Raw genomic sequence first — 24,076 nt, 5'->3', positions numbered from 1 at the left:
GCAAGCATCCGTGGAATTTCAAGCCGATGCGATAGATCGCGTGATTAAGAACACCATCGACGTGATGGAGAGCAGCAAGTATCAGATATTCGAAATATTGCAGGTGGCACGCGATGAGCTTGCTGCACTCAACAAAGAACTGCAGCGGGTTATGGAAGAAACGGATGAAACATTGCAAAAGGTAGACAAGCTGGAGCAGCAGTACCACCGCTCCCGGATCCGGCTGACAGAGGTCAGCCGGGATTTTGTCCGCTACACGGAGAAGGACATCCGGATTGCCTATGAGAAGGCGACGGAGCTGCAGCTTGAACTGATGATGACCAGGGAGAGGGAGGCGTATCTGCGGAGCAGGCGCGATGAGTTGCAAATGCGGGTTCGCAGTGTCGAAAATTCTGTAGAGCGTGCCGAGTCGATTGGTTCGCAAATGAGCGTGGTCCTGGAATATCTGTCCGGAGAACTAGGCCAAGTGACACGAATTGTCGAATCTGCGAAGAACCGTCAGATGATCGGACTCAAGATAATCCTGGCTCAGGAAGAGGAACGGAAAAGAATTGCCCGGGAAATTCATGACGGTCCTGCTCAAATGCTGGCGAATCTAGTCCTAAGGACGGAAATTGTAGAAAGAATGCTGGTAAAGCAGGAATTTGGGCTGGTACAAGCCGAAGTAATAGACTTAAAGGGGCAGGTAAGATACAGCCTGGAAGAAATGCGCAAGGTGATTTTCAACCTGCGTCCGATGGCGCTTGATGATTTGGGGCTGATCCCGACTCTGCGGAAGTACGTGCATGATTATGAGGAGAAGACGAAGATCCGTACCTCTTTTGAAACCAGGGGGAAAGAGCACCGTTTGTCCTCAGCGATGGAAGCAGCGGTATACCGGCTGGTGCAGGAGGGTCTGTCCAATGCCGCGAAGCACGCTTATCCCAGCTACGTACTCGTGGAGATTACTTATCAGGCTCAATTAATTAAGATCGTCGTGAAAGACAATGGTTTAGGCTTCAATGTGAAAAAAATCAGTGAACAAGCCAACCGGGAAAGCTTCGGTCTGGTGGGCATGCGGGAACGCGTGGAGTTGCTGGAGGGAAGAATGGAAATACAGTCAGCCGAGAACCAGGGCACAACAATCGTAATTCACATTCCGACGAATGTGGAAAAGGGAAAGGAGTAATGTGATGGAGAACCAAAACTCTGGCAAAGCGCCCATTAAAGTTCTTTTGGCCGATGATCATCAATTGTTTCGTGAAGGGCTTAAGCGTATTTTGAATATGGAGGACGACATCGAGGTCATTGGCGAATGCGGTGACGGCATCCAGGTGCTTGAATTCTGCAACGGCAACAAGCCGGATATCGTGCTGATGGATATCAATATGCCCATTGAGAACGGCGTGGAGGCTACGCAAAAGCTCCGTGAAATGTTCCCGGATGTCAAAGTGATTATCCTCTCGATCCATGATGATGAAAGCTATGTATTTGAGACGCTGCGCAAGGGGGCGAACGGATATCTGCTGAAGGATATGGAAGCCGAGTCGCTGATTAATGCGATCCGCTCCGTATGCGAGGGGCATGCTTTTATCCATCCGAAGGTGACCGGCAAGCTGATTAATCAGCTGCGGCGCATGACGTACCTTAACGAGACAGGCGCTATGGCCGAGACGCCCGTGAAGGAAGCCGGTGTCAAATTCGTCGCAGGCGACAACAATCCGCTGACCCGCCGTGAGGCAGAGGTGCTGCGGCTGATGGCAGAGGGCAAGAGCAACAAGATGATTGGGGAGTATCTGTTTATCAGTGAGAAGACGGTCAAGAACCATGTCAGCAGTATTCTGCAAAAGATGGAAGTGGATGACCGGACACAGGCCGTCATTAATTCTATCAAATATGGCTGGGTAACTTTATAGCTTCCCCCTATAATCGTTTAACTGAGCGTTTTGGAGAATCCTAATGATCCTATAAAACGGTACATAACTTGTATGCAGCCGGGTGCTGCAGCCATAGTATTGTTTCAGTCCGCACTCTATTCGAATTTTGCAAAATGCTGATTTAATGATGTACCCGAAGTGAAGCTGGCGGGAGGGGTTCCCGCGATACTTGGGCTGTCACCGTCCTTTTATCACCGGCATATAGTGTGGTATAAGAGGGAGGTGCATCTTCATGATCGCCCAGTTAATCTGGATTATCACTATTTATGCATCCGCAGCAGCCCTTGTTCAACTCCTGCATTATCGGGAAGTGACCCGGGCAGCAGCGCGGACTGGAAAGCGGCTTCACTATATTCTGATTACCCGTAATCATGAGGCCGTGGTGGAGTGGTATCTCCGGGTCTTCGCAGTTCATGCTTGCTGGATAGGCAGACCCCTGCATATTACCTTGGTGGATGACGGTTCAGAGGACGGGACAATGGCGGTAGCCTCACGGATGGCTTATTATAACTCTTCGATTGAATTTGCTCCTGCGGTGTCGTCGTACGTTCTAGCGGACAGGGATGAACTCCGGCAAGGGGTTACGGTGGACCTGCGGGTTCAGGAGCCGCTATTGCCGTTGCGGATCATGCAGTTGCCGGGAAGCAGGGGATGCCCATCCAAGCACGGCGAATGACAGCTGAATATGCCAGTTACGGGTGAAGCACACTCTCCAGGAATGGGGCAGTGTGCTTTTTTTGTTGTATAGGAAACTATAGTTTCCTGATTCGTAGAATGACTTTGATGCTGAATGTGACGGAAGGCCGAAGGTATGCTTAAAACCATATACAATGGGCTGTTACAGCGGAATATGGAGCAAATGTATGTGGAAAACAGCATACATTGTGCTCGCAAGCAGCCACACGGCCTGAATGTATGTGAAAAACAGTATACATTGTGTTCGCATGCAGTCACACGGCCTGAATGTGTGTGAAAAACAGCATACACTCTGCTCGCGCGAAGGTAATGTCGTACATTAAAACTTAAGGGGGCAATAGGATTGAAGGTGGCTGTGTATGTGGTGGCGCAGGGCGGGGATTGGGAAGCGAGAGTGTCGCTGAATATGGCGGTAGATACCCTGTGGTGGGGCGGGGGGAAAGCAGCCGGTTCAGGCTGGAACTCCCGGACGGCCAACCGGGTGGTGCTACTCTCCAGGTCATTGCCGCTCGGCTGGGCAGTGAAGCTGGCAGCAGTCTGCAGGTTCACGGACCAGATGCAGCGCTGGGATGAAGCAGTCTGGAGGAAGTACGCCGCTGCTCTCTTGAAGGCGGAGATTCGGGCGGAGCAGGCTGCCAGAGGGAAATGGGGTGCAGGGTGGCCTTTTGAGGAGGCTAAGGTGTACAGGCTGCCGGAGGACAGGGAATGGAGCGGGTATGGGGGATTGGAGGGTGTGTGGGGGAACGAACAGGAGAGCTTACGTAGGAGGGGAATGGAGGTGCTTGCAGCGGGAGCAGACCGGCTGGTTGCGGCGCTGGACGGGCGCTCTCTGCTTCAGGGTGAAGCAGAGGCACTGGTCGCCGAGCAGCTCCCGGAGCTGGCAGAGAGCTGGCGGGCTGCCGCGCAGCTCGCCTATCTCCAGGGACGGCTGCGGCTGGAAGCCGCCGTCCAGGGCCCTGCGGGCGCCGCGCGGCTCGGCCTGCGCCGCCGCGAAGTGCCGCGCTGCCTGCGCTGCGGCAGCGTCCCCACGGGCCGCACGGCCTGCGCCGCGTGCGGCCTGGCCGGCTGCGCCTATTGCGAGGCCTGCCTCGCACTGGGGCGCAGCCGGGCTTGTGCGCTGCTGCTGCGCAGCGCACCGCTGCCGGCCGTGCGCTGCACGGCCGGCGTGTCCCCCACCGTGGCGGCGCGCCGGTGGGGGCTTAGCGCAGCGCAGGCGGCAGCCGCCGCCGCTGCGCTGGGATTCCTGTCGGAGCCGCACAGGCGCTCCGCTGCCCCGGACCCAGAGCGGTTCCTGCTCTGGGCGGTGACGGGAGCGGGAAAGACGGAGATCACTTTCCCGCTCCTGGAGGCGGCGCTCGCGGCCGGAGGCCGGGCGCTGATCGCCACGCCGCGGCGTGACGTCGTGCTGGAGCTTGCGCCGCGCCTGGCCAAGGCCTTCCCGGCGGATGCGCCCGCCGTGCTGTACGGCGGCAGCGAGGACCGCTTGCGCCGCAGCCGGATCACCCTGGCGACCACGCACCAGCTGCTGCGGTTTAACCAGGCCTTCGATCTGGTCATTATCGATGAGATCGATGCGTTTCCCTATCACAACGATCCCATGCTGGACTATGCCGCAAGGCAGGTCTGCAAGCCCGGTGGACGATTCATCCTTCTCTCCGCCACGCCGCCTGCGGAGCTGCAGCGCCTTGCCCGTGCCGGCAGATTGCCGCATGCGAGGGTTCCGGTCCGCTTTCACGGCCATCCCTTGCCGGTTCCGCGCCATCTTCATATGCCGCCGCTCGCTCGTTGCCTGAAGCAGGGGAAGCTCCCGGCAGGGGTACGCTCTGCCCTGAGACGGTCTCTGGACCGCCAAGCGCAGGTGTTTCTCTTTGTCTCACGGATTGCCCACATTGAGGGGCTGCTACAGCTTCTGCGGCGGATGTTTCCCGGAATATCTATAGAGGGAACATCCTCTCAAGACCCGGGCAGGACAGAGAAGGTGCTTAAGTTTCGGGATTGCACCATTTCCCTGCTGGTAACGACAACGATTCTGGAGCGTGGGGTCACAGTACCGCATAGTGATGTGTTTATTCTGGATGCGGACAGCGGACTTTTTGATGAAGCGGCCTTGGTACAGATGGCGGGCCGGGCGGGGCGCTCCAAGGATGATCCGGCGGGCAAGGTCATTTTCGCTTCAGCAGAGTGGAGCCGCTCGCAGCGCGCTGCCATATCACAGATCCGCAGGATGAACGCCATCGCCCGCAGACAAGGATATCTCAAGTCTTAATGCTTTCGTGATGATTCCTTAGGAAATAGCTGTGAATGCCCGGCTCTCCTCATTTTGAATGCTGTACATGCTGAGCTTTTGATCTCCACACATCCTACTTTATAAGGAGGATTAAAATGCGCCCCCTGACATCATGGATGAAGCAAGCCCGCTCCATAATCGCGCCTTCGCAGCCGGAATGTCTGTTCTGCGGCCGCCGAGGCCGCCCTTCTCCCGAATGGCCTGGAATCTGTCTGCACTGCCAGCACGGCATTCCATGGATTCGTATTCCCCGGTGCCAGACCTGCGGGCGGCATGTGGGCTGTCCCGATTGCAGCCGCAGCCATGGACCCTTGCCGATCCGGTGCAACCGGAGTGCAGTAGCCTACACCAGTGAAATGCGCGAGATCCTGGGCCAATACAAATACAGAGGCAATGAGCGGCTCGCGCCTCTGCTCGGCCGGATGCTGGACAGGGCCTATGCGCTGCTGCAACAGGAACAGAGCGGACAAGCACTGAATGGAGCACAACCAAGTAATTTTTTCAGCGAACCACGCACGTTATTACAATCAATGCCTCATATGCAATCTAACTTATGGCAAGCCGACATCCTGGTCCCTGTGCCTGTGAGCGCTGTCCGCCTGTCCGAGCGGGGCTTCAATCAGGCGGAGCGGATGGCAGAAGTAGTCTCCCTACGCCGAGGAATACCCCAGCTCCCGCTGTTGGTCCGCACCCAGCACACCGCCAAGCAGAGCTTCAAAAGCAGAAGGGAACGGCTGGCCGATATGAAGCATGCTTTTGCCGGGAATACAGATTCGGCAGTTCTGCAAAGTCTGAAGGAACACCTGAATTCCCGTGCATCGCATCAGCTTGAACAGCGCCCCCTGCGAATTATTATTGTCGATGACATCTACACTACAGGAAGTACGATTCGTGCCTGCGCCGGGGCGCTTCAACAGCTCTGCCGCAGTCTGGATTGCACTGCTGAGATCTACTCTCTGACCTGGGCGCGTTCCTAGCAGTTGTAGCCGCTCCGGAATTCAATAAAACCGCTTCCCTGACCGATACTAAACATAGACGGATCTTCGGCGATCATGTAATCTTAGTAGCATAAGCGATTCATGAGTTGTGCAGAATGATAGAAGGGAGCCGCGGTAGAAATGAATGTAGACAATTGTCCGAGATGCGGCCGGTTATATGTGAAGAACCTGATGAACCTGTGCCAGCCCTGCATCAAAGAGTTAGAGCATGAGTACGAAATCTGTGTAGAATACTTACGCAAAAATAGAGGCACCAACATACAGGAACTGTCCGATGCCACCGATATTTCCATCAAGGAAATCACGCGTTTTATCCGGGAGGGCCGGATTTCCATAGCTAATGCACCCAATATGATGTACCCTTGTGAGGTATGCGGAACCCTGATCCGGGACGGGCATATGTGCGACAGCTGCCGCAGCCGTTTGACCAAGGACCTGGCCAATGCAGCCAAGGAAAGTGTAGACTCGAGCGCTTCCAAGAAGGCTCCAGATGGCGCTTACCGCGCGGTGGACAAGTTCCGCAACTAAACAATTCTGCAAAAAAAACGCTTGCAGCTATAAAGAATGTTTCAACAGGGGCCGATAAACTTAGTAAAGATTATCGGCTTTTTTATTACAGAAGGAAGGTGAAGTTATGAAAATTAACGATGCCGGACGAATCAATGCGATTAATCCATACCAACGAAGTGCGGAATCGCAAAGGCAGGAACAGATGAAGAAGAGTACACGCAAGGATGAGGTATCGATTTCGGATGAAGCCATTAAGCTGCTTCAGGCACAGAAGAGCGGGAAGATTGACACTGAACGTGCGAACAAGATCGAGAGCCTGAAACAGCAAGTATCCGCAGGTACCTACCAGGTTGACGCAGCCAAGCTCGCCGAGACACTCGCCCCCTACTTTAAGCAATCCTCCGAGAATTAGGTGAACACACCCATGGCACTTACAACATTATTAGAATTGCTTGAGCGGCTGGACGAGGCGCATGTGCAGATGCTGGATCTGGCCGCAGTCAAGAAACAGACGATTATGGACAACAAGGTAGAGGGTCTTATTGATATCCTGAACCGCGAGTCCAAGCTGATGAAGGTAATCGGACAGCTGGAAGAACGGCGTGCAGAAGCGGCATTTGAGTTTTTGCAGGGGGTTGGAATCCGTTCCAATCTGAATCTGAATCTTACCGAGCTGTCCCGCCTTGTATTTGATCCCGAAGACAAATCGCGCCTGCTGCATATTCAGCAGAAGCTTTCCGGCACATTGCAGCAATTAAAAAAGGCCAATGAGCTGAACCAGAAGCTGATTGAGCAGTCGCTTACCTTTATAGATTATTCCCTGGATTTGCTTGTCGGAAGACCAAATCAGGAAATGACGTATCATCATCCGTCCGACAAGGGCAGCAGTGTTACTCGGCCGGGGCTTTTTGATGCCCGTGGATAACCAGGTTATCCGCTGAGCCGCGCTGTCCGCAGCAATCACAAGGGAGGAACACAGTAGCATGACATCCACATTCCACTCCATCGAGACCGCAAGACGAAGCCTGTTTACCCAGACGGCTGCACTCAATACCACCGGCCACAACATTGCCAACGCCAACACGGAGGGGTATACCCGCCAGCGTGTGAATATGAAGGCGGCCATCCCGATTGAAGCCTATGGCATGAATAACTCGACGATGCCAGGGCAGCTGGGAACCGGGGTTGAATTCACTTCCATTGAGCGGATTCGCGAGATGTTCCTGGATGACCAGTACCGCGGGGAGAACTCGGCAAGCGGTAACTGGAGCATTCAGTCGGATACTTTAGATAAGCTGGAAGCGATCGTGAATGAGCCTTCGGATACCGGTGTCCGTATCGTGCTGGATAACTTCTGGAAATCCTGGTCGGATCTCAGTAAGAACCCGGAAGATCCAACCGCCCGCAAGATCGTTGTACAGACCGCCCAGGCCCTCACGGATGCCATGAACTATATGAGTACACAGCTCAGCAATCTGGACCGAGATCTAACCACCAATATTGACGTCAAAGGCAAAGAGATCCAGAGCTACCTCAGCTCTATCGCTGACCTCAATCAATCCATTTCCAAGATAGAAGGCATGGGTGACAAAGCCAATGACCTGCGCGACCAGCGTGACCTGCTGACGGACAAGCTGTCCAAGATTGCCAATATCACCATCATGGATACAGATGCCGGATATAACATCTCGCTGGGCACACAGCCGTTAGTTCAAGGGGCAACCGTAGCTGCGGCTGTAGACAGTACTTTTCTTAATACCGCCTTCGCTTCCGGTGATTTGAAGGCTGGCGAAGCCTATGGGATGCTCTTTTCCAGAAATACTTATGTAGCAGATTACAGAAAGCAGCTCGACACGATGGCTAATACCATTGCCAATGGTGAAGTGCAGGTGACCATACCGTCAGGCTCTACCTTACCCGCAGGGACCACTGTGCTTAAGGATTCAGAGATTATTAATGCAGATGGCACCAAAACAACTCTTTCAGCAGGAAGCGCGGTACCTATCCCGTTGCCAGGTGATCTAAGAACAACAGTCAAGGGTTTGAATGGGCTCCATCAGCTGGGTTATGCGTTGAATGGGACTTCGGGCAGGCCGTTCTTCACCTCTGCGGTAGCCGGGGAAGCGATCACTGCTGCCAATCTCAAGCTGAACCCGGAAATTGCTGCTGATCCCACGCTGTTTGCTACTTCCTTGCGGACTACTACTGACACCTCAGGTAACGTATCTGTCGTCAAAGGGAATAACACACTGGCGCTACTGTTCAGCAATATGAAGGATAACAATACCTTTGCTACAGCGGACGGCACCAAGACCGGTACGGTCGGATCATATCTCAGCTCCATGGTTGGACAATTGGGTATCCAATCCCAAGAGGCCACGCGCCAGGCCAGCAACTCCGATTATTTGGTGGATCAGGTGAGTTCCCGCCGCCAGTCTGTCAGCGGTGTGTCCCTGGATGAAGAAATGTCCAATATGCTGGTATTCCAGCACGCCTATAGTGCGGCCGCACGCTTCATGACCACCTATGATGAAATGCTAGATAAATTGATTAATTCTACCGGCACAGTCGGCAGATAAGGAGGAACATACAATGATCAGAGTCACCTCCAATATGATGAGCTCTCAGCTGCTGCTTAACCTGAACCGTAATGCACGCACCATGAACGACACCCAGCTCCAGCTGGCCAGCGGCCGCAAAATCAACAAGCCCTCCGACGACCCGGTAGGCATCACCTATTCTCTGCGTTACCGTGCCGAGCTGTCTTCGAATGAGCAGTACACTAAGAACGTGGATAGCGCGTTGTCCTGGCTGGATTATAACGATACGGTATTGGGGCAGGCGGGGGATGTGATTCAGCGTCTTCGCGATCTTACAGTACAAGCCTCTACCGGCAGTAATCCGCAATCAGCTCTCGATAGTATCAATGAAGAAGTGATGCAGCTCAAAGAGCAGCTGGTGGATATAGCGAACAGTAAGCTGAACGGAAAGTATATTTTCAATGGTGAGCAGTATACTACCAAGCCTTATGATTTTCCCAAGGGGGCCGATGGAACCTACGACACCTCACAGGAGGTTATAACGGACGCCGGGCAAATTCAGTACATTGTCGGCGAAGGGGTTCAAATGCCGATCAATTTAACGGGGAATGCGGTATTTGGTGCCACTGGTGAATCAGATAATATTTTTTCCTTAATTAATAATCTTTCATCTGCCTTGAAGGCGGGGGACCTCACAGGCATTTCCAGCCAGCTTGATAAAATTGATACGCGCACCGAGACGATTCTATCAGCACGTTCTGAAATTGGAGCCAAGACTAACCGCGTGGAGCTGATGCAGGACCGCTTAAGCGATCTGAACATTAACTTAACGGATCTCCAGGCTAAGACAGAGGATGCCGATTATGAAGGACTGATCATGCAGTCGAAGATCCAGGAGAATATCTACAATGCCTCGCTGTCTGTGGGAGCGAAGATTATCTCCACAACGCTTGTTGACTTTATCCGATAACGGAGGGGGTTCTTGTTGATGCAGCCTATTTTGCAAATTCGACAGACACCTGCACGGATCGGTATTGATGCGGATCTCGGGACATTCTCTATCACTCAACCGAAGGCAGACATTAGTATCACAACAACACCGGGTGAGCTAAGCGTTCAATCCACACCTCCAGAGCTTATCATTGACCAGACCAGGGCACGCGCCGCGTATAATGGGGGCAGTGTGCTGGATATGAACCGAAGAATCTATTCGGGGATTCAGCAATTATATCTTCAGGCCATTGCCCGCAGAGTGGAGCAAGGGACGCGAATGGCTGAATTTTTCAAGCCAGGGAATAGCATTGCTGAGATCTACGGAACGGATACCGAGCCGAATTCCTTTCCTGAGCCTTGTGGCCCAGCTTCATATGATAATGTGGACTTACGTTACGAAGCGAGGGCACCGGAAATTAATTTCAGACCCGCCACGGTGGATATTCAGGTAGAGAGACACCGCCCGGAGACAGAATATACACGCGGCAAGCTTGATATTTATATGCAGCAATATGCTTCGGTGCAGTTTATTCCGCCGGAATTGAATGTACAAATGTAATGTAATAAGCTATGGATGTGCTCTGGGCACTTCTATAGCTTTTCTGTTATCTAACAATAATTAGAACAACAAGGAGTGAATAACTTGATTATAGAAACACTATCCATGGGTACACTTGAAGTTAGGGAGGATCAGGTGTTCCACTTCGCCAAAGGAATTCCAGGTTTTGATGAAGAAGCGGACTTTGCGCTGGTGGCTTTGGACGAGTCTCCGTTTTGGGTATTGCAGTCGGTTAAGGAGCAAGGCCATTCCTTTTTGCTTGCTGACCCTTTTACCTTCTATCCATCTTATGAATTTGAACTTCCGGATGATGAAGCAGAAGAACTGGGGATCGAATCCGATGTGGTTGTCCGCTGTATTGTTACGCTGAAAGAACAAGTAGAAGCTTCGACCATTAATCTGTTGGCGCCCATTATCTTCAATCCCATTGGATTGACCGGGAAGCAGATTGTAATACACCGCACCTCATATCATACGAAGCACAGTCTGCTGCAAGAGCAGTTAGTGGCTGATGGAAAGGATGGGGGTTAATATGCTCGTACTGTCCCGCAAAAAAGGGGAGACCATCGTGATCCAGGATCAGATTGAACTCACGATTCTGAGTGTAGACGGCGACACCGTAAAAGTAGGAATCTCCGCACCGAAGCACGTGGATATCTTCCGCAAAGAGGTCTACTTATCGATACAGGAATCGAACCGTGAGTCCGTAGCGCCGCAACCCTCCGACTTGAATGCCTTGATACACCGTCTCCGCGGATCGAATTCTTAGGGTAGTCTCTTTAGGGAAATAAAAGATATATTTATGAACCTGAGTCAGCTTTTGTGGCTCGGGTTTTTTTGTGATCATAGTAAAGAATCAAAATAATTATCGGAAAATGAAAAAATGCTCTAAACAGTTAGGGCCAAGCCGTCGATATATGTATTAGGCATTGAGCCGGCAGGGCGGCCGACCTTAATGGTTCAGTGCTTACCACATGGATGTGGAACTAACTCAATTTCAGGGAGGAAATATCAAATGATTATTAACCACAACGTACCGGCGTTGAACACTCACCGCCAATTGTCCATCAACACTGCCAACACGAACAAAAATATTGAGAAGCTGTCTTCCGGTCTTCGCATCAACCGTGCTGGTGACGATGCTGCCGGTCTGGCAATCTCCGAAAAAATGCGTGGTCAGATCCGCGGTTTGGATCAGGCTTCCCGTAATGCTCAAGACGGTATCTCCTTGATTCAGACAGCTGAAGGTGCATTGAACGAAACTCACTCCATCCTGCAACGTCAACGCGAAATCGCGAACCAATCCGCGAACGGAACGAACACCGATTCCGATCGTCAAGCGCTGCAAGATGAAATGAACGCACTAACTTCCGAAATCAACCGTATCGGTAACACAACTGAGTTCAACACTCAGAAGTTGCTGCAGGGTGATGGGAAATCGAACTTAGCAGCTTCGGGATTAGTTCCTACTGCAGTTTCTCAAACTGGTGTAAATGCAGTGCATACACAAGCGACTGCTGACATCACTGTGAATGCCACAGCAGTCGCTGGCGACGATATTAAAATTACATTAAATGGTGTGGATTTAACTGCTTCATTTAAAGCAAATGTCAATACCAAGGCGGATTCTGAAGCAACTGTTACAGGTGCAGGTACTGCAGATATCAATATTGCTGGTACTGCAAATGCTAATAATTCAGCAGATGGATTAGCAAATGCGTTCCAAGCAATGATTGACAATAATGAAATGCTAAAAGGTAATTACACTGCTGTTTCTGATGGTGCGGGAAAAGTTACAATTTCAGCAGTTGCTGGAGGTAAATTCGAAGGTGCAGCAGGGAATATTTCTGGTTATGATGAAAGTGGAGCTACTGGAGCATCGTTCACTGAAACTGTAACGGGTGCAGTAGGTAAAACAGCAGCAGCAACTGCGGCAACAACTAATTTGGACTTCTCTGCTTCTGGTCTTAATATTGACAGCAAAGCTAAAGTGGAAGCACTCGTTGGTAAAGGTTTTACAATTAATGACCAACAGGTCGAATTCTATGATGCAAATAAAGGTACTTACACTGGCAAGGGCATTGGAGTAAACATCAGTGATGCTATCAATGCAACAGCTAACTTCGATGATGTATTAGCCAATATTGTATCAACACAATTGAATGGTAAAGTGGAAGGCATTAAAGCGGCTGCAACTGGTGCAGCAACTGGTATTATCAAAATTGATAGTGCAACAGCTGGCGCTACTTATAAGCTCGAAATCAAAGACGGTGGCGTTCAAAAAGCCTTCGAAACTTCCTTCCAAATCGGTGCTAACACTGGTCAATCCATGAGCCTGTCGATCAACGACATGCGTTCCAAAGCTCTGGGTATCACTGGTAAAGCTGGCGATGCTGGTTTCACAGCAGCTAACACAGTAACTGACGGAACTAACGATGTTAAGGGCGAAGCTGCTCTGAACATTGCTACTAAAGAAGGTGCAGCTGCTGCTATCGCAATTCTGGATAAAGCTACTGCAACTGTATCCAGCGAACGCTCTAAACTGGGTGCTACTCAGAACCGTCTGGAGCACACGATCAACAACTTGGGAACAGCTTCCGAGAACCTGACTGCAGCTGAATCCCGTATTCGTGACGTTGATATGGCAAAAGAAATGATGCAACAGACTAAGAACAACATCCTTGCGCAGGCTGCACAAGCTATGTTGGCTCAGGCTAACCAACAGCCACAAGGCGTTCTGCAATTGCTTCGTTAATTTCAAGTCATTCTCCAACATATTACATCTTAAAGCTCCGGGATTTTCCCGGAGCTTTTTTTGTTGCTGCCTTAACCTATTACTATTTCACGAAAACGCTATTTATAGTGGAGTTTTCTCTGTTTATCTTCGGTAAGTCCTAAATTATCCCTGAAACTAACCGATATATAAAGTATAAAATGAGTGTTGGTGGAGGTCGGGGTTAATGAATGTACAGTTTTCGCTAACTGCTAGTACGACAGCAAGTGGACAGGGCAAGCCAGAGGCAGTACCGTCCAGTACAGGGTCAGCAGCGCCTGTAGACCAAGCATCGGGCATCCGGGATGTTAAAGATATGAGCCTGAAGGAGAAACAGGGAGCGAGTGTATCAGTAGGTGAGGAGCAGTTGATCCGCACCATAGAACGGGCAGTGAAATCTCTGCAAGGCCCCCAGACCACGCTGGAGATCAGCATCCATGAGAAGACACATGACATTATGGTGAAAGTCCTTAACAAAGATACAGGTGAATTAATCCGTGAGGTTCCCCGGGAGAAGACTTTGGATCTTGTGGCGAATATGATGGAGCTTGCAGGTATACTTATAGACGAGAAAATCTAGTAGAAGGTGGTGCTTTTTTGGTTACTCGAGTCAATGGGTTTTCAGGTATGGATATCGACAGTATGGTGAAGAGTATGATGGCTGCCAAGCGGGTGCCGCTCGACAAGCTGAATCAGGACAAGCAGCTTCTGCAATGGACACGGGAAAGCTACCGGGAAATGAACAGCAAGCTGTACGATTTCCGGACCAATAAATTAACTACCAAGTATGGTAGCAACTCGGCACTCAATGCCCAGAAAGCGGTACTTAGCGGAAATACGACGGCTGTCAAAGCTGAAGCACTGGCGACGGCAACCGGCTTGGATATGAAGGTTGATGTTACGAAGCTTGCGACAAGAACGACTTATGAGACAGCCGGATTAGGGCAAGGTATACCGGCTACGACCTCCTTAGCTGCACTTGATGGTGTTGACCTTGGAAGCATGTCGGGCTTAGATATGGAGGCGTACCTGAAGAAGGGCTTCGACATCAGCATCAACGGCGAGACGTTCAAGGATAAGGACGGGAAATCCCTGTTCAATGGCATGACCTCGATTTCGACTCTGGTAGCAACAATCAATTCTTCTGCTAAGGCTAATGCTATCGCCAGCTATGATGAAATTACCGGCAAGCTGACTATAGCCTCTAAGACCAGCGGTAAAGATGGCGTCGTTGCTATGGGAACACCTGCGAGCAGCAATACCTTGCTGGGCCTTTTCTCCACTAAAAAGGTGGCTGAGACTAATAAGGTTACAGGCGCTACCAATGATACTACATTAACACAGCTTACCAATATGCTTAACGGAAGCGCTCTGACCGATGCAGAAGTCAAAGACATCAAATTCAGTATCAATGGCAAAGAATTTACCTTCAAAGGCTCTGATAAGATTTCGGAGATTGTGACTAAGATAAATGCAGATACCGATGCCAAAGTAACAGCAGAATTTACTAATGACGGTACTTTGAAGCTGACTGGGATAGTAGATAATCCCGGTAATCCGAAAGGGGCTGTCAATCTTAGCGGCAACTCTTACGGGTTCATGAAGCTCTTCAATGGGATGAAGTCCAATCCGGCTGACAGTAACTCTATTACTCCGACAATTATAGGCGAAAATGGTAAAGTCAATATTAACAATGTAGATATTGATAACGTAACTAGCAATACATTAACCATTAACGGCGTCCAACTCACGCTTCTGGAGTTAACCAAACCTGGCGAACCGGTTATCATTAAGACACAGACTGATCCGAGCAAAGCAGTAGAGTCCATCAAGAGCTTTGTTGAGGATTATAACAGTCTGATCCTATCCTTGAATTCCAAGATTGATGAAGCTAAATATCGTGATTTCAAACCGCTGACAGATGCGCAGAAGGCTGAATTGAAAGAGGATGACATCAAAACCTGGACCGAGAAGGCCAAGAGCGGATTGCTCAAGAATGATGATATTATCAAATCCGTGTTGTCTGAAATGCGTAGCATTATCAGTGATAAGCTTGGACCGCTCAGCACCCTTGGTATTACAACCGGGAATTATATGTCGAACGGCAAGCTCGTGATAAATGAGGAGAAGCTGAATACGGCTATCAGTGCTAATCCGCAGCTCGCGCTTGACTTATTGCAGGGCCCTGCCAGCGCGCCTAAAGAGGGTATTTTAGATAAAATGGCTGATAAAATTACTGTGGCCATTGAAAAAATATCTGAGCGGGCGGGAACAAACAGATATTCCATGGATCTTACCAGTACGTTCAAGGAAGAAAGTGTGATGGGTAAGAAAATGAAGCTATACAACTCACGCTTAAGTGCCATGACCACGATGTTGAATAACACAGAGACCCGTTACTACAAACAATTTACGGCCATGGAAACCGCCATGAACAAGCTGCAATCCCAGTCCAACAGCCTCTTCTCCACCGGCAAATAAGAATATTTCACAATAGAGGGTGACCCATTTGATTAAATCTCCTTATGACAAATACCGCCAGTCTTCTGTCCAGACCTCAACCCCTGCGCAACTCGTCATTATGCTGTACGATGGAGCAATCCGCTTCGTGAAGACTGCGGTGGACGGGTTGAACAAGCGGGATCTGGAGAAGTCGAATTTGAACTTTGGCAAGGCACAGACCATCATCAGTGAATTGATGAGCACGCTGGATCACTCTATTGAAGTCTCCAAGGGTCTCTACTCCCTTTACGAATATACGAACTACCTGTTAATTCAGGCCAACATCCAGAAGAGCCCGGAGAAGGCTGAAGAAGCCATCGGCTATCTTACCGATCTCCGCGAAACTTGGCTGCAAGCCTCCAAGCTAGCTGCAAGCCAAACTGAGATTGCGAATGGATGAGCTTATCCGTTACTTGGATCTGCTGACTGGGGAGATGATGGAGGCTCTCCAGGACGCGACCTATGAGGAGCTTGAAGACTTCGTAGAGGAGCGGCAAAAGCTTGTCGATTCAATTACAGAAGAGGTCGAAATTTGTCCGGCAACTCCTGCGCAAAAGCAGGAAATTAATCGGATTCTGTCACATGATAATGAATTGCTGGACCGGATGAATGCCCTTCGCCAAGAAGCCCAAGACTTCCTCCAGAAACGTGGTCAAGCCAAAATCCAACGCAACGCATACGAGACGGCATACACCCCGGACAGCTTCCTCATGGACCGCAAAAAATAAAGATAGAATAATAGATTTCCCCTGTTTCAGTCGGGGAGCAGGCGGGTATTTTTAAATCGTCTGCTCCTTTTTTTGTAACTTATATTACCGAAACCTATCCATTTCTGATGTCAATTATAGTCTGGTAAAATATTGAAAGTAATCATTTACTATTCCAATTGACAATAGAGAAGCAGCGGTGGTATAGTCGAATTGTGAGCAAGACTCACGTTCATCTGATGACGAAGGGAATGTTTAGTCAATGGAAGGTAAAGTTAAATGGTTTAACGCAGAAAAAGGTTATGGTTTCATCGAAACTGCCGATGGTGGCGACGTATTCGTACACTTCTCCGCGATTCAAACTGACGGTTTCAAGACTTTGGATGAAGGCCAATCCGTAGAGTTCGATATCGTTGAAGGCGCACGCGGACCACAAGCAGCTAACGTCATCAAATTATAATCATCCGGCGAAGCCGACCTACATATATGGTAGATGGTTAGCAATTGAGACAACGCTAGCGTTAGACCCTGGGGATATTCCCTGGGGTCTTTTTTATAGGCTTGAGGGTGCATACAATCGTAATAAGCAATCCTCCAGAGCATCCAAAGCAGACCGCATTTTGCGAGTTTGTTTTACATTAAATTCATAAATTTTCTTCAAATTTGGAATAAAAGAGAGCTTATTTGGAGTTTTTGTAAAAATTAGTTCGGAAAAGCGTTTACCATCTCCAAAATATGGGTAATAGAAACCGTTGGGCTTTTTTTGTTGCCTAGTCTGCACTCTCATTATTGCTTAGGCGTATGCTTCCGAAGGAGCTTTTGTAAAGAAGTCATGCAGTGAAGCCTATGCCCATCAAACTCACAGGAGGATGAACAACAGAATGAAGAAATTGTGGCGTGGCCTTACGGCCGGAGTACTCGGTATTTCAATGCTGCTCGGTTCTCTGGGAAGTGTGTCGGCAGCGACGACTCCCAAGGATATTAAAGGACACTGGGCACAGAAGCAATTGCAGAGCTGGCTGGATAAAGGATACCTGGGTGGTTATCCTGACGGAACGGTTAAGCCGAATAAGGCAATTACCCGTGGTGAATATGTGGCACTGATTAATCGCCTGTTCGGATTCACCGAAACGGCTACCATTAGCTTCACCGATGTGAAGAAATCCAACTGGGTCTACAGTGAAGTATCCAAGGCCGTAAAAGCCGGATACATCGGCGGGTATGAGAATAAAACCTTCCGGGCCAATAACCCGCTTACCCGGCAAGAAGCAGCAGTCATTGCTGCCAAGCTGCTTAAACTAAGTACAAGCTCTACTCCCCTTAAGTTCAAGGATAATGCCCAGATTGCGGCATGGGCCAAGGCTGCAGTGGGAGCGGCGGCTGAGAAGAAGATCATCAACGGTTATCCTGACGGAACCTTCGGTCCGAAGAAGTCGCTTACCCGCGCCGAAGCGGTTGGAATTATAAGCAACTCGGTGGTGCATAAGCCGGCTACGGGCGGAGTAACGCCTACACCAGCACCGACAGCAACACCGGCTCCTTCTGCAACACCTGTGCCAAGCACCAGCCCAACAGCTACTCCGGTTACCGGTGGTAGTGGTGGTGGCGGCGGTGGAGGCGGCGGCGGTGGTGGCAGTGTTACCTCGCCGTCTGTAAGCAACGTGACTTACGGACATGTAGGTTCTGTTACCGCTGATGTATATGTTACGCCTTCTGTTACAGGAGCCGTGTATTATGTAGTTGCTCCTTACAGCGTGAACGTAACTGCACCAACTGCCGCACAAGTGAAGGACGGACTGATTAATCCCACAACAGCAGGCGTTCATTCCGGCAAAATCGCTGCAACCGGCGATACTACTGTTGCTTTCTCTGTGTATGGTCTGACTGCAAATACGGATTATACCGTATACGTTGCCCTGGCTGACGCTTCTGGTAACTGGTCCGGCGTAACCCCGCTTCAATTGAAAACAACAGCAGGCAGCAACTGGTCGGTTTCTCAAGTTGGAATCATCAACGTAACAACAGTGTCTGCGGAAGTATATGCTGCTTACGGGCAGGCGGGTACACCGGTAACCCCTCTGAAATATGTGGTTGTTAAGGCAACAGATGCTGATCCAACCGCATTGCAGATTTCCCAAGGGAAGAACAGTGCGGGTGCTACATTAACAACGCCTTGGGCCGATACACTCACAGGTAATCCAGTTGTGAAGCAAAGTATTAACCTGACTGGACTCACTGCCAATACGGCCTATAAAGTCTTCTTTATCACTGACTCTAATGGCACGTTGTCACCTGTAGAGCTTCTGCGGATTCACACTAAATAAGTAAGCTTGATGAATGCAATCATTCATAATCCAGGCATTAGAGTGAGATAATACAGCATCTGTATTCGGTCCGGCTAGGGCAGCGTTATGCTCGAGCCGGGCCGTTTGTTGTTAAGACAGGTCTGTTACATCTATTGTTAGGTGAATGTAAAGTCTGTCATGATTTGTTTTTTACTTAGCCCTGACAATTTGCTATAATGAAAAAGTAAACAAAGGAGGAGTGCCTTATGAAATTCAGCATTCGAGGTCAACAAATTGAAGTGACCGACGCTTTGAGAGACTATGTTGATAAGAAGCTCAGCAGACTTGAGAAGTATTTCGAAGCACCCCCTACCTCAGAAGGATATGTGACGCTTGGCGTCGTTCGCGGCCTTCATACGGTGGAAGTAACAATCCCTCTGGCTGGTGTGACGCTTCGTGCGGAAGACCGCAGCGATGATATGTATGCATCCATCGATGCCGTAGTGGACAAGCTGGAACGTCAGATCCGCAAGCACAAGACTAAGCTTAATCGCAAGTTCCGTCAGGAAGGCAGCCTGAAGACCTTGTTCGTTGAAGGTGCGGGAAGCGCCGTAGCTGTTGAAGAGCAGGAACAGGATTACGATGATCTTGAGGTTGTGCGGAACAAACGGTTCACCTTGAAGCCTATGGATGTGGAAGAAGCGATTCTGCAAATGAACATGATCGGACATACGTTCTTCGTGTTCTCCAACATTGACACTTCCGAAGTTAGCGTAGTTTACAAGCGTGATGACGGCAAGTACGGTCTGATCGAGCAGAACTAATCTGTAGACCGGGAATTGTTGGAATAATGAAGGGCTTCGGTTCAGCCTAACGTGGACAATTAGACGAGTCCCTATTCGCCTGAAGCGAATAGGGCTCTTGTGCGTATATATAGAAGATTCGGCAAAATGCCATCATCTGTCCTTATGTAAGGGGATTATGCAGAATAAGGTTAGGGCAGCTTGTATTGCGGCTTCTCTTACAAACTGTTACAATTTATGAAGCAGCGGAATCGAAATCATATGTGGCCCTTTCAATCTATGAGGATGGGCTCGGTTCCACCATCTGTGTTGCATGAAAGGGGTTAACCATGCTAGGACTTGTTAAGAAAATATTTGGCGACACTAATGAACGGGATGTCAAACGTCTGATGAAGACGGTCGAAGTAATTAATGGGCTGGAGCCGGATTTCGTATCGCTTACGGATGAAGCGCTGCAGGCGAAGACAGCGGAATTCCGCGCCCGTATTGAGAAAGGTGAGACCCTGGAAGAGATTCTTCCCGAGGCCTTTGCAACCGTACGCGAAGCTTCCAAACGGACGCTGGGCATGCGGCATTTTGACGTTCAGCTGGTTGGGGGGATGGCGCTGCATGAAGGCCGGATCTCCGAGATGAAGACCGGGGAAGGCAAGACACTGGTAGGGACGTTGCCGGTGTATCTGAATGCACTCTTGGGTAAAGGCGTGCATGTCGTAACCGTAAATGATTATCTGGCCCAGCGCGACAGTGCGCAAATGGGACAAATCTATAACTTCCTGGGCATGAGCGTCGGGGTGAACCTGAACGGCATGGACCATAATGATAAACAAGCGGCATATGCCTGCGATATTACGTACGGAACGAATAATGAATTCGGGTTCGATTATCTGCGCGACAACATGGTGCTCTATAAGGAACAGATGGTACAGCGTCCGCTATACTTCTGTATTATTGACGAAGTCGATTCCATCCTTATTGATGAAGCGCGGACCCCGCTGATTATCTCCGGCCAGGCTGAGAAGTCGACGGAGCTGTATTATGCAGCAGACCGTTTCGTCAAGAAGCTGACTGCTGAAGAGGATTACACCGTGGATATCAAGGTGAAGTCGGTTGCGCTGACCGAGAAGGGCGTGGCTACGGCTGAGCGTGCTTTTGGGATAGAGAATCTGTATGACCATAGCCATGTTACCTTGAACCATCACATCGTACAGGCGCTGAAGGCGAACGCGATTATGCGCCGAGATGTTGACTATGTAGTTAACGAAGACGAGGTTATGATCGTCGATGAGTTCACAGGCCGTCTGATGCAGGGCCGCCGTTACAGCGACGGGCTGCACCAGGCGATTGAAGCCAAGGAAGAGATTGAAGTGCAGAATGAGAGCATGACGCTGGCTACAATCACTTTCCAGAACTACTTCCGGATGTACCGTAAGCTGGGCGGCATGACAGGTACGGCAAAGACGGAGGAAGAGGAGTTCAAGAAGATCTATGGTCTTGAGGTTCTTCAGGTTCCCACGAATAAGCCGAATCAACGGATCGACATGCCTGATGTGGTCTACAAAAGCGAGAACGGCAAGTTCAACGCGGTCGTTGCTGAAATTGTGGAACGCCACAAGAAGAATCAGCCAGTGCTGGTAGGTACGGTATCGATTGAGAACTCCGAGCGGGTATCGGAAATGCTGAAGCGCAAGGGTGTAAGACACCAGGTACTGAATGCGAAGCACCATGCTGCAGAAGCGGAAATTATCTCTTTTGCCGGTCAACCGGGAACGGTAACGATTGCCACGAACATGGCTGGACGCGGTACGGATATCGTGCTGGGTGAAGGGGTAACCGATGTTGGCGGCCTGCATATTATTGGTACGGAACGCCATGAATCGCGCCGGATCGATAACCAGCTTCGCGGCCGTGCCGGACGCCAGGGCGACCCGGGTTCGACACAGTTCTACCTGTCCCTTGGGGATGAGCTGATGAAGCGTTTCGGTGCGGACAACGTGCTGAATATGATGGACCGTCTGGGATTCGAGGAAGATCAGCCGATTGAGAGCCGTATGATTACCAAGGCCGTTGAATCTGCCCAGAAGCGGGTAGAAGGCAACAACTTCGACATCCGCAAAGTTGTCTTGCAATATGATGACGTCATGAACCAGCAGCGTGAGATTATCTACAAGCAGCGCCGCGAAATTCTGGAGTCGGACAATATCAAAGACATCGTACTCGAAATGATCAAGCCGGTCATCGACCGCATTGTGAATGCCCACTGCAGTGACGATATCCCCGAGAACTGGGAGCTGCAAGAGGTTGCGGATTATGTGAACAGCAAGCTGCTGGAAGAGGATGAGTTGACCCGCGATGATCTGTGGGGCAAAGAAGTAGAGGAAATGATCGAATTCATCTTCGCCCGTGTACTTGAGAAATATGCTGCACGCGAAGAACGTCTTGGCTCCGAGCTGGTACGCGAATTCGAGAAGGTCATTGTGCTTCGTTCCGTAGACAGCAAATGGATGGATCATATCGATGCCATGGATCAGCTTCGTCAAGGGATTCACCTCCGTGCTTACGGCGGTACCGATCCGCTGCGCGAATATCAATTCGAGGGCTTCGAGATGTTCAACGCCATGACAGCGAACATTCAGGAGGAAGTTGCGACCTACATTATGAAGGCGCACATCGAGACGAATCAGGAGCGGCAATCGGTAGTGGAGGAAGATAAGATCTCCACCAACGCAGAGCCTGCCGAGAAACGTCCGGTGCATGTGGAATCCACTGTTGGCCGTAACGATCCATGCCCATGCGGCAGCGGCAAGAAGTATAAGAACTGCCATGGTCAGGCGTAAGTAGATTTACTGCCCGGTGAAATAAAGAGCAGGCATTGAGCTGCGAATACCTTTCACCATCCCGCACTTCCGGTTTTGTTCACCGGCACTTAGGTTATAATGACAATAAAAAGCGGCTGGGCCCGGGGGACTCCCCCGTTTGCGGCCCGGCTGCTTTTTTGGCTTTGAGGGTCTGGATGCACAGGTGTGCGGCAGACGGGAGATTTCAGAAGCTTTATGGCTGAGGTGGAAGTAACGGAGGGGAAGTTTGGAACTGTAGGAGCGTCAGCGTCCGCCTTTGTGCCCGGATTGAATCCGCTATGCGGTATAATCAAATGAATCTGGGCACAACAGCGGCCGAAAGTCCAAACATTCCCCGCAGTTACGGCGTACACCTGGCTATGGGGCAGCTGAAGCAAAGCGACAGCAGCATAGATGTCCGTCCATGCCGGTGAGCCCAAACCGGCAGCCCGGCGCAATATTCAATTATGAAAGGTGATGTGATCCAAGTGATCGATCCGAATGTGAAGCAGGACCTGCGTGAAATCGGCAAGAAATTAACCAACCTTAGGGGGTCACTTTGACTTAGACCTGAAGCTGGAGATGATAGCGAACTTTGAAGAGAAGATGGCGGCTCCCGGGTTCTGGGATGATTCCGATCAGGCGCAGAGCGTCATTGGCGAGATGAATGCCGTGAAGTCGGTAGTAGACCAATACGAGAAGCTGCAGCAGGATTATGACGATGCAGCCATGATGGTGGAGCTGGCCGATGAGGAAGGCGACGATGCGTTGGCTGAGGAGATGGCCGGAACTATCCGCAGTCTAAGTGCCAGAGTGGATGAGTTCGAGCTGCAGCTACTGCTCAATCAGCCTTACGATAAGCTGAATGCGATTCTGGAGCTGCATCCCGGTGCTGGCGGCACCGAGTCCCAGGACTGGGGCCAGATGCTGCTGCGCATGTACACACGCTGGGCGGAGAAGCGGGGCTTCAAGGTAGATGTGCTCGATTATTTGCCGGGCGATGAGGCAGGGATCAAGAGTGTAACACTGCTGATTAAAGGATACAATGTGTATGGATACCTGAAGGCGGAGAAGGGGGTTCACCGGCTGGTGCGGATTTCGCCTTTTGACTCCTCAGGCAGACGGCATACCTCCTTCGTATCCTGCGATGTAGTGCCGGAGATCGCAGACGACGTTGAGGTGGATATCCGTACAGAGGATCTGAAGATTGATACGTACCGGGCCAGCGGCGCGGGCGGTCAGCACATCAATACCACAGACTCGGCGGTGCGGATTACGCATATCCCAACCGGCGTGGTGGTAACGTGCCAGAATGAGCGTTCACAGATCAAGAACCGGGAACAGGCAATGAAGATGCTGCGTTCCAAGCTCTACGAGCGCAAAATCCAGGAGCAGCAGGCCCATCTCGACGAGATCCGCGGCGAACAATCCGAGATTGCCTGGGGCAGCCAGATTCGTTCCTACGTCTTCCATCCTTACAGCATGGTGAAGGATCACCGCACCTCTGTAGAGACCGGCAACGTTGGAGCGGTGATGGACGGCGATCTGGACGGGTTCATTGACGGGTATCTGCGCAGCCAGATCAAGACAGAGACAGAATAACCGCAAGAGTATTCCTACGCGTCTTCGGAGGTGTAGGGATTTTTTTCTGAACATAAAGGAGTCCGGCCAAC

General features: G+C 50.6%; 23 protein-coding genes. All 23 read left to right on the top strand.

Going from position 1 to position 24,076, the window contains the following annotated elements:
* Positions 1-10 precede the first annotated feature (10 nt).
* The 23 genes from MHH28_RS19880 (at position 11) to prfB (ending at position 24,005) form a co-directional block, all read left to right on the top strand.
* The gene (locus MHH28_RS19880; RefSeq protein ID WP_340751347.1) at positions 11-1,168 is read left to right on the top strand and encodes a histidine kinase; all 1,158 of its coding nucleotides are present in this window, start codon (positions 11-13) and stop codon (positions 1,166-1,168) included.
* A gap of 4 nt (positions 1,169-1,172) precedes the next feature.
* Complete coding sequence (locus tag MHH28_RS19875; protein ID WP_405104805.1) at positions 1,173-1,895, top strand: response regulator; 723 nt, start codon at positions 1,173-1,175, stop codon at positions 1,893-1,895.
* Positions 1,896-2,148: 253 nt separating this feature from the next.
* Entirely contained in the window at positions 2,149-2,592 is a 444-nt protein-coding gene (locus MHH28_RS19870; RefSeq protein ID WP_405104803.1) for a hypothetical protein, read from the top strand.
* A gap of 363 nt (positions 2,593-2,955) precedes the next feature.
* Positions 2,956-4,878 (top strand): helicase-related protein, encoded by a 1,923-nt coding sequence (locus tag MHH28_RS19865; protein WP_405104801.1) that lies wholly within the window; start codon positions 2,956-2,958, stop codon positions 4,876-4,878.
* Between the two features lie 116 nt (positions 4,879-4,994).
* Positions 4,995-5,876, top strand: a complete 882-nt coding sequence (locus tag MHH28_RS19860; protein ID WP_405104800.1) for a ComF family protein — start codon at positions 4,995-4,997, stop codon at positions 5,874-5,876.
* A 141-nt stretch (positions 5,877-6,017) separates the two neighbouring features.
* On the top strand, positions 6,018-6,425 hold the full coding sequence (locus MHH28_RS19855) for a TIGR03826 family flagellar region protein (RefSeq protein ID WP_405104798.1): 408 nt from the start codon (positions 6,018-6,020) through the stop codon (positions 6,423-6,425).
* Positions 6,426-6,531: 106 nt separating this feature from the next.
* Positions 6,532-6,819: a flagellar biosynthesis anti-sigma factor FlgM gene (gene flgM / locus MHH28_RS19850; protein WP_036694667.1), complete on the top strand. Its 288-nt coding sequence runs from the start codon at positions 6,532-6,534 to the stop codon at positions 6,817-6,819.
* 12 nt (positions 6,820-6,831) lie between these two features.
* Entirely contained in the window at positions 6,832-7,332 is a 501-nt protein-coding gene (locus tag MHH28_RS19845) for a flagellar protein FlgN (RefSeq protein ID WP_036694669.1), read from the top strand.
* Between the two features lie 58 nt (positions 7,333-7,390).
* Positions 7,391-8,986 carry a flagellar hook-associated protein FlgK gene (gene flgK, locus MHH28_RS19840; RefSeq protein ID WP_405104795.1) on the top strand — a complete coding sequence of 532 codons (1,596 nt, stop codon included), beginning with the start codon at positions 7,391-7,393 and terminating at the stop codon, positions 8,984-8,986.
* 13 nt (positions 8,987-8,999) lie between these two features.
* A complete protein-coding gene (gene flgL, locus MHH28_RS19835) occupies positions 9,000-9,917 on the top strand; it encodes a flagellar hook-associated protein FlgL (protein ID WP_405104793.1) in 918 nt (305 codons plus the stop codon).
* A gap of 18 nt (positions 9,918-9,935) precedes the next feature.
* Positions 9,936-10,499: a DUF6470 family protein gene (locus MHH28_RS19830; protein WP_405104792.1), complete on the top strand. Its 564-nt coding sequence runs from the start codon at positions 9,936-9,938 to the stop codon at positions 10,497-10,499.
* An 84-nt stretch (positions 10,500-10,583) separates the two neighbouring features.
* Complete coding sequence (locus MHH28_RS19825; protein WP_405104790.1) at positions 10,584-11,030, top strand: flagellar assembly protein FliW; 447 nt, start codon at positions 10,584-10,586, stop codon at positions 11,028-11,030.
* A gap of 1 nt (position 11,031) precedes the next feature.
* A complete protein-coding gene (csrA, locus tag MHH28_RS19820; protein WP_076080051.1) occupies positions 11,032-11,268 on the top strand; it encodes a carbon storage regulator CsrA in 237 nt (78 codons plus the stop codon).
* A gap of 246 nt (positions 11,269-11,514) precedes the next feature.
* A complete protein-coding gene (locus tag MHH28_RS19815; protein ID WP_405104788.1) occupies positions 11,515-13,254 on the top strand; it encodes a flagellin in 1,740 nt (579 codons plus the stop codon).
* A 205-nt stretch (positions 13,255-13,459) separates the two neighbouring features.
* Entirely contained in the window at positions 13,460-13,852 is a 393-nt protein-coding gene (locus tag MHH28_RS19810) for a flagellar protein FlaG (protein ID WP_405104786.1), read from the top strand.
* A gap of 17 nt (positions 13,853-13,869) precedes the next feature.
* Positions 13,870-15,753: a flagellar filament capping protein FliD gene (gene fliD / locus MHH28_RS19805; protein WP_405104784.1), complete on the top strand. Its 1,884-nt coding sequence runs from the start codon at positions 13,870-13,872 to the stop codon at positions 15,751-15,753.
* Between the two features lie 28 nt (positions 15,754-15,781).
* Positions 15,782-16,174, top strand: a complete 393-nt coding sequence (fliS, locus tag MHH28_RS19800; protein WP_405104782.1) for a flagellar export chaperone FliS — start codon at positions 15,782-15,784, stop codon at positions 16,172-16,174.
* Positions 16,167-16,502, top strand: a complete 336-nt coding sequence (locus MHH28_RS19795; RefSeq protein WP_405104780.1) for a flagellar protein FliT — start codon at positions 16,167-16,169, stop codon at positions 16,500-16,502. Before fliS ends, MHH28_RS19795 begins: the two co-directional genes overlap by 8 nt.
* A gap of 241 nt (positions 16,503-16,743) precedes the next feature.
* Complete coding sequence (locus MHH28_RS19790; RefSeq protein ID WP_019915069.1) at positions 16,744-16,941, top strand: cold shock domain-containing protein; 198 nt, start codon at positions 16,744-16,746, stop codon at positions 16,939-16,941.
* Positions 16,942-17,362: 421 nt separating this feature from the next.
* Complete coding sequence (locus tag MHH28_RS19785) at positions 17,363-18,805, top strand: S-layer homology domain-containing protein (RefSeq protein WP_405104776.1); 1,443 nt, start codon at positions 17,363-17,365, stop codon at positions 18,803-18,805.
* Between the two features lie 227 nt (positions 18,806-19,032).
* Positions 19,033-19,590: a ribosome hibernation-promoting factor, HPF/YfiA family gene (gene hpf / locus MHH28_RS19780; RefSeq protein ID WP_405104774.1), complete on the top strand. Its 558-nt coding sequence runs from the start codon at positions 19,033-19,035 to the stop codon at positions 19,588-19,590.
* Positions 19,591-19,898: 308 nt separating this feature from the next.
* Positions 19,899-22,403 (top strand): preprotein translocase subunit SecA, encoded by a 2,505-nt coding sequence (secA, locus tag MHH28_RS19775; protein ID WP_405104772.1) that lies wholly within the window; start codon positions 19,899-19,901, stop codon positions 22,401-22,403.
* 467 nt (positions 22,404-22,870) lie between these two features.
* Positions 22,871-24,005, top strand: a protein-coding gene (gene prfB, locus MHH28_RS19770; protein ID WP_405104770.1) for a peptide chain release factor 2 whose coding sequence is annotated in 2 segments (ribosomal slippage) — positions 22,871-22,963 and positions 22,965-24,005 — 1,134 coding nt in all. Because the reading frame shifts where the segments join, the coding sequence is not laid out codon by codon here.
* Positions 24,006-24,076 lie beyond the last annotated feature (71 nt).

Source organism: Paenibacillus sp. FSL K6-1217, from assembly GCF_045040735.1.
Lineage (GTDB): Bacteria > Bacillota > Bacilli > Paenibacillales > Paenibacillaceae > Paenibacillus_AQ.
Note: the sequence above shows the minus strand (reverse complement) of the source record. Positions and strands in the feature narration are given on the sequence as shown.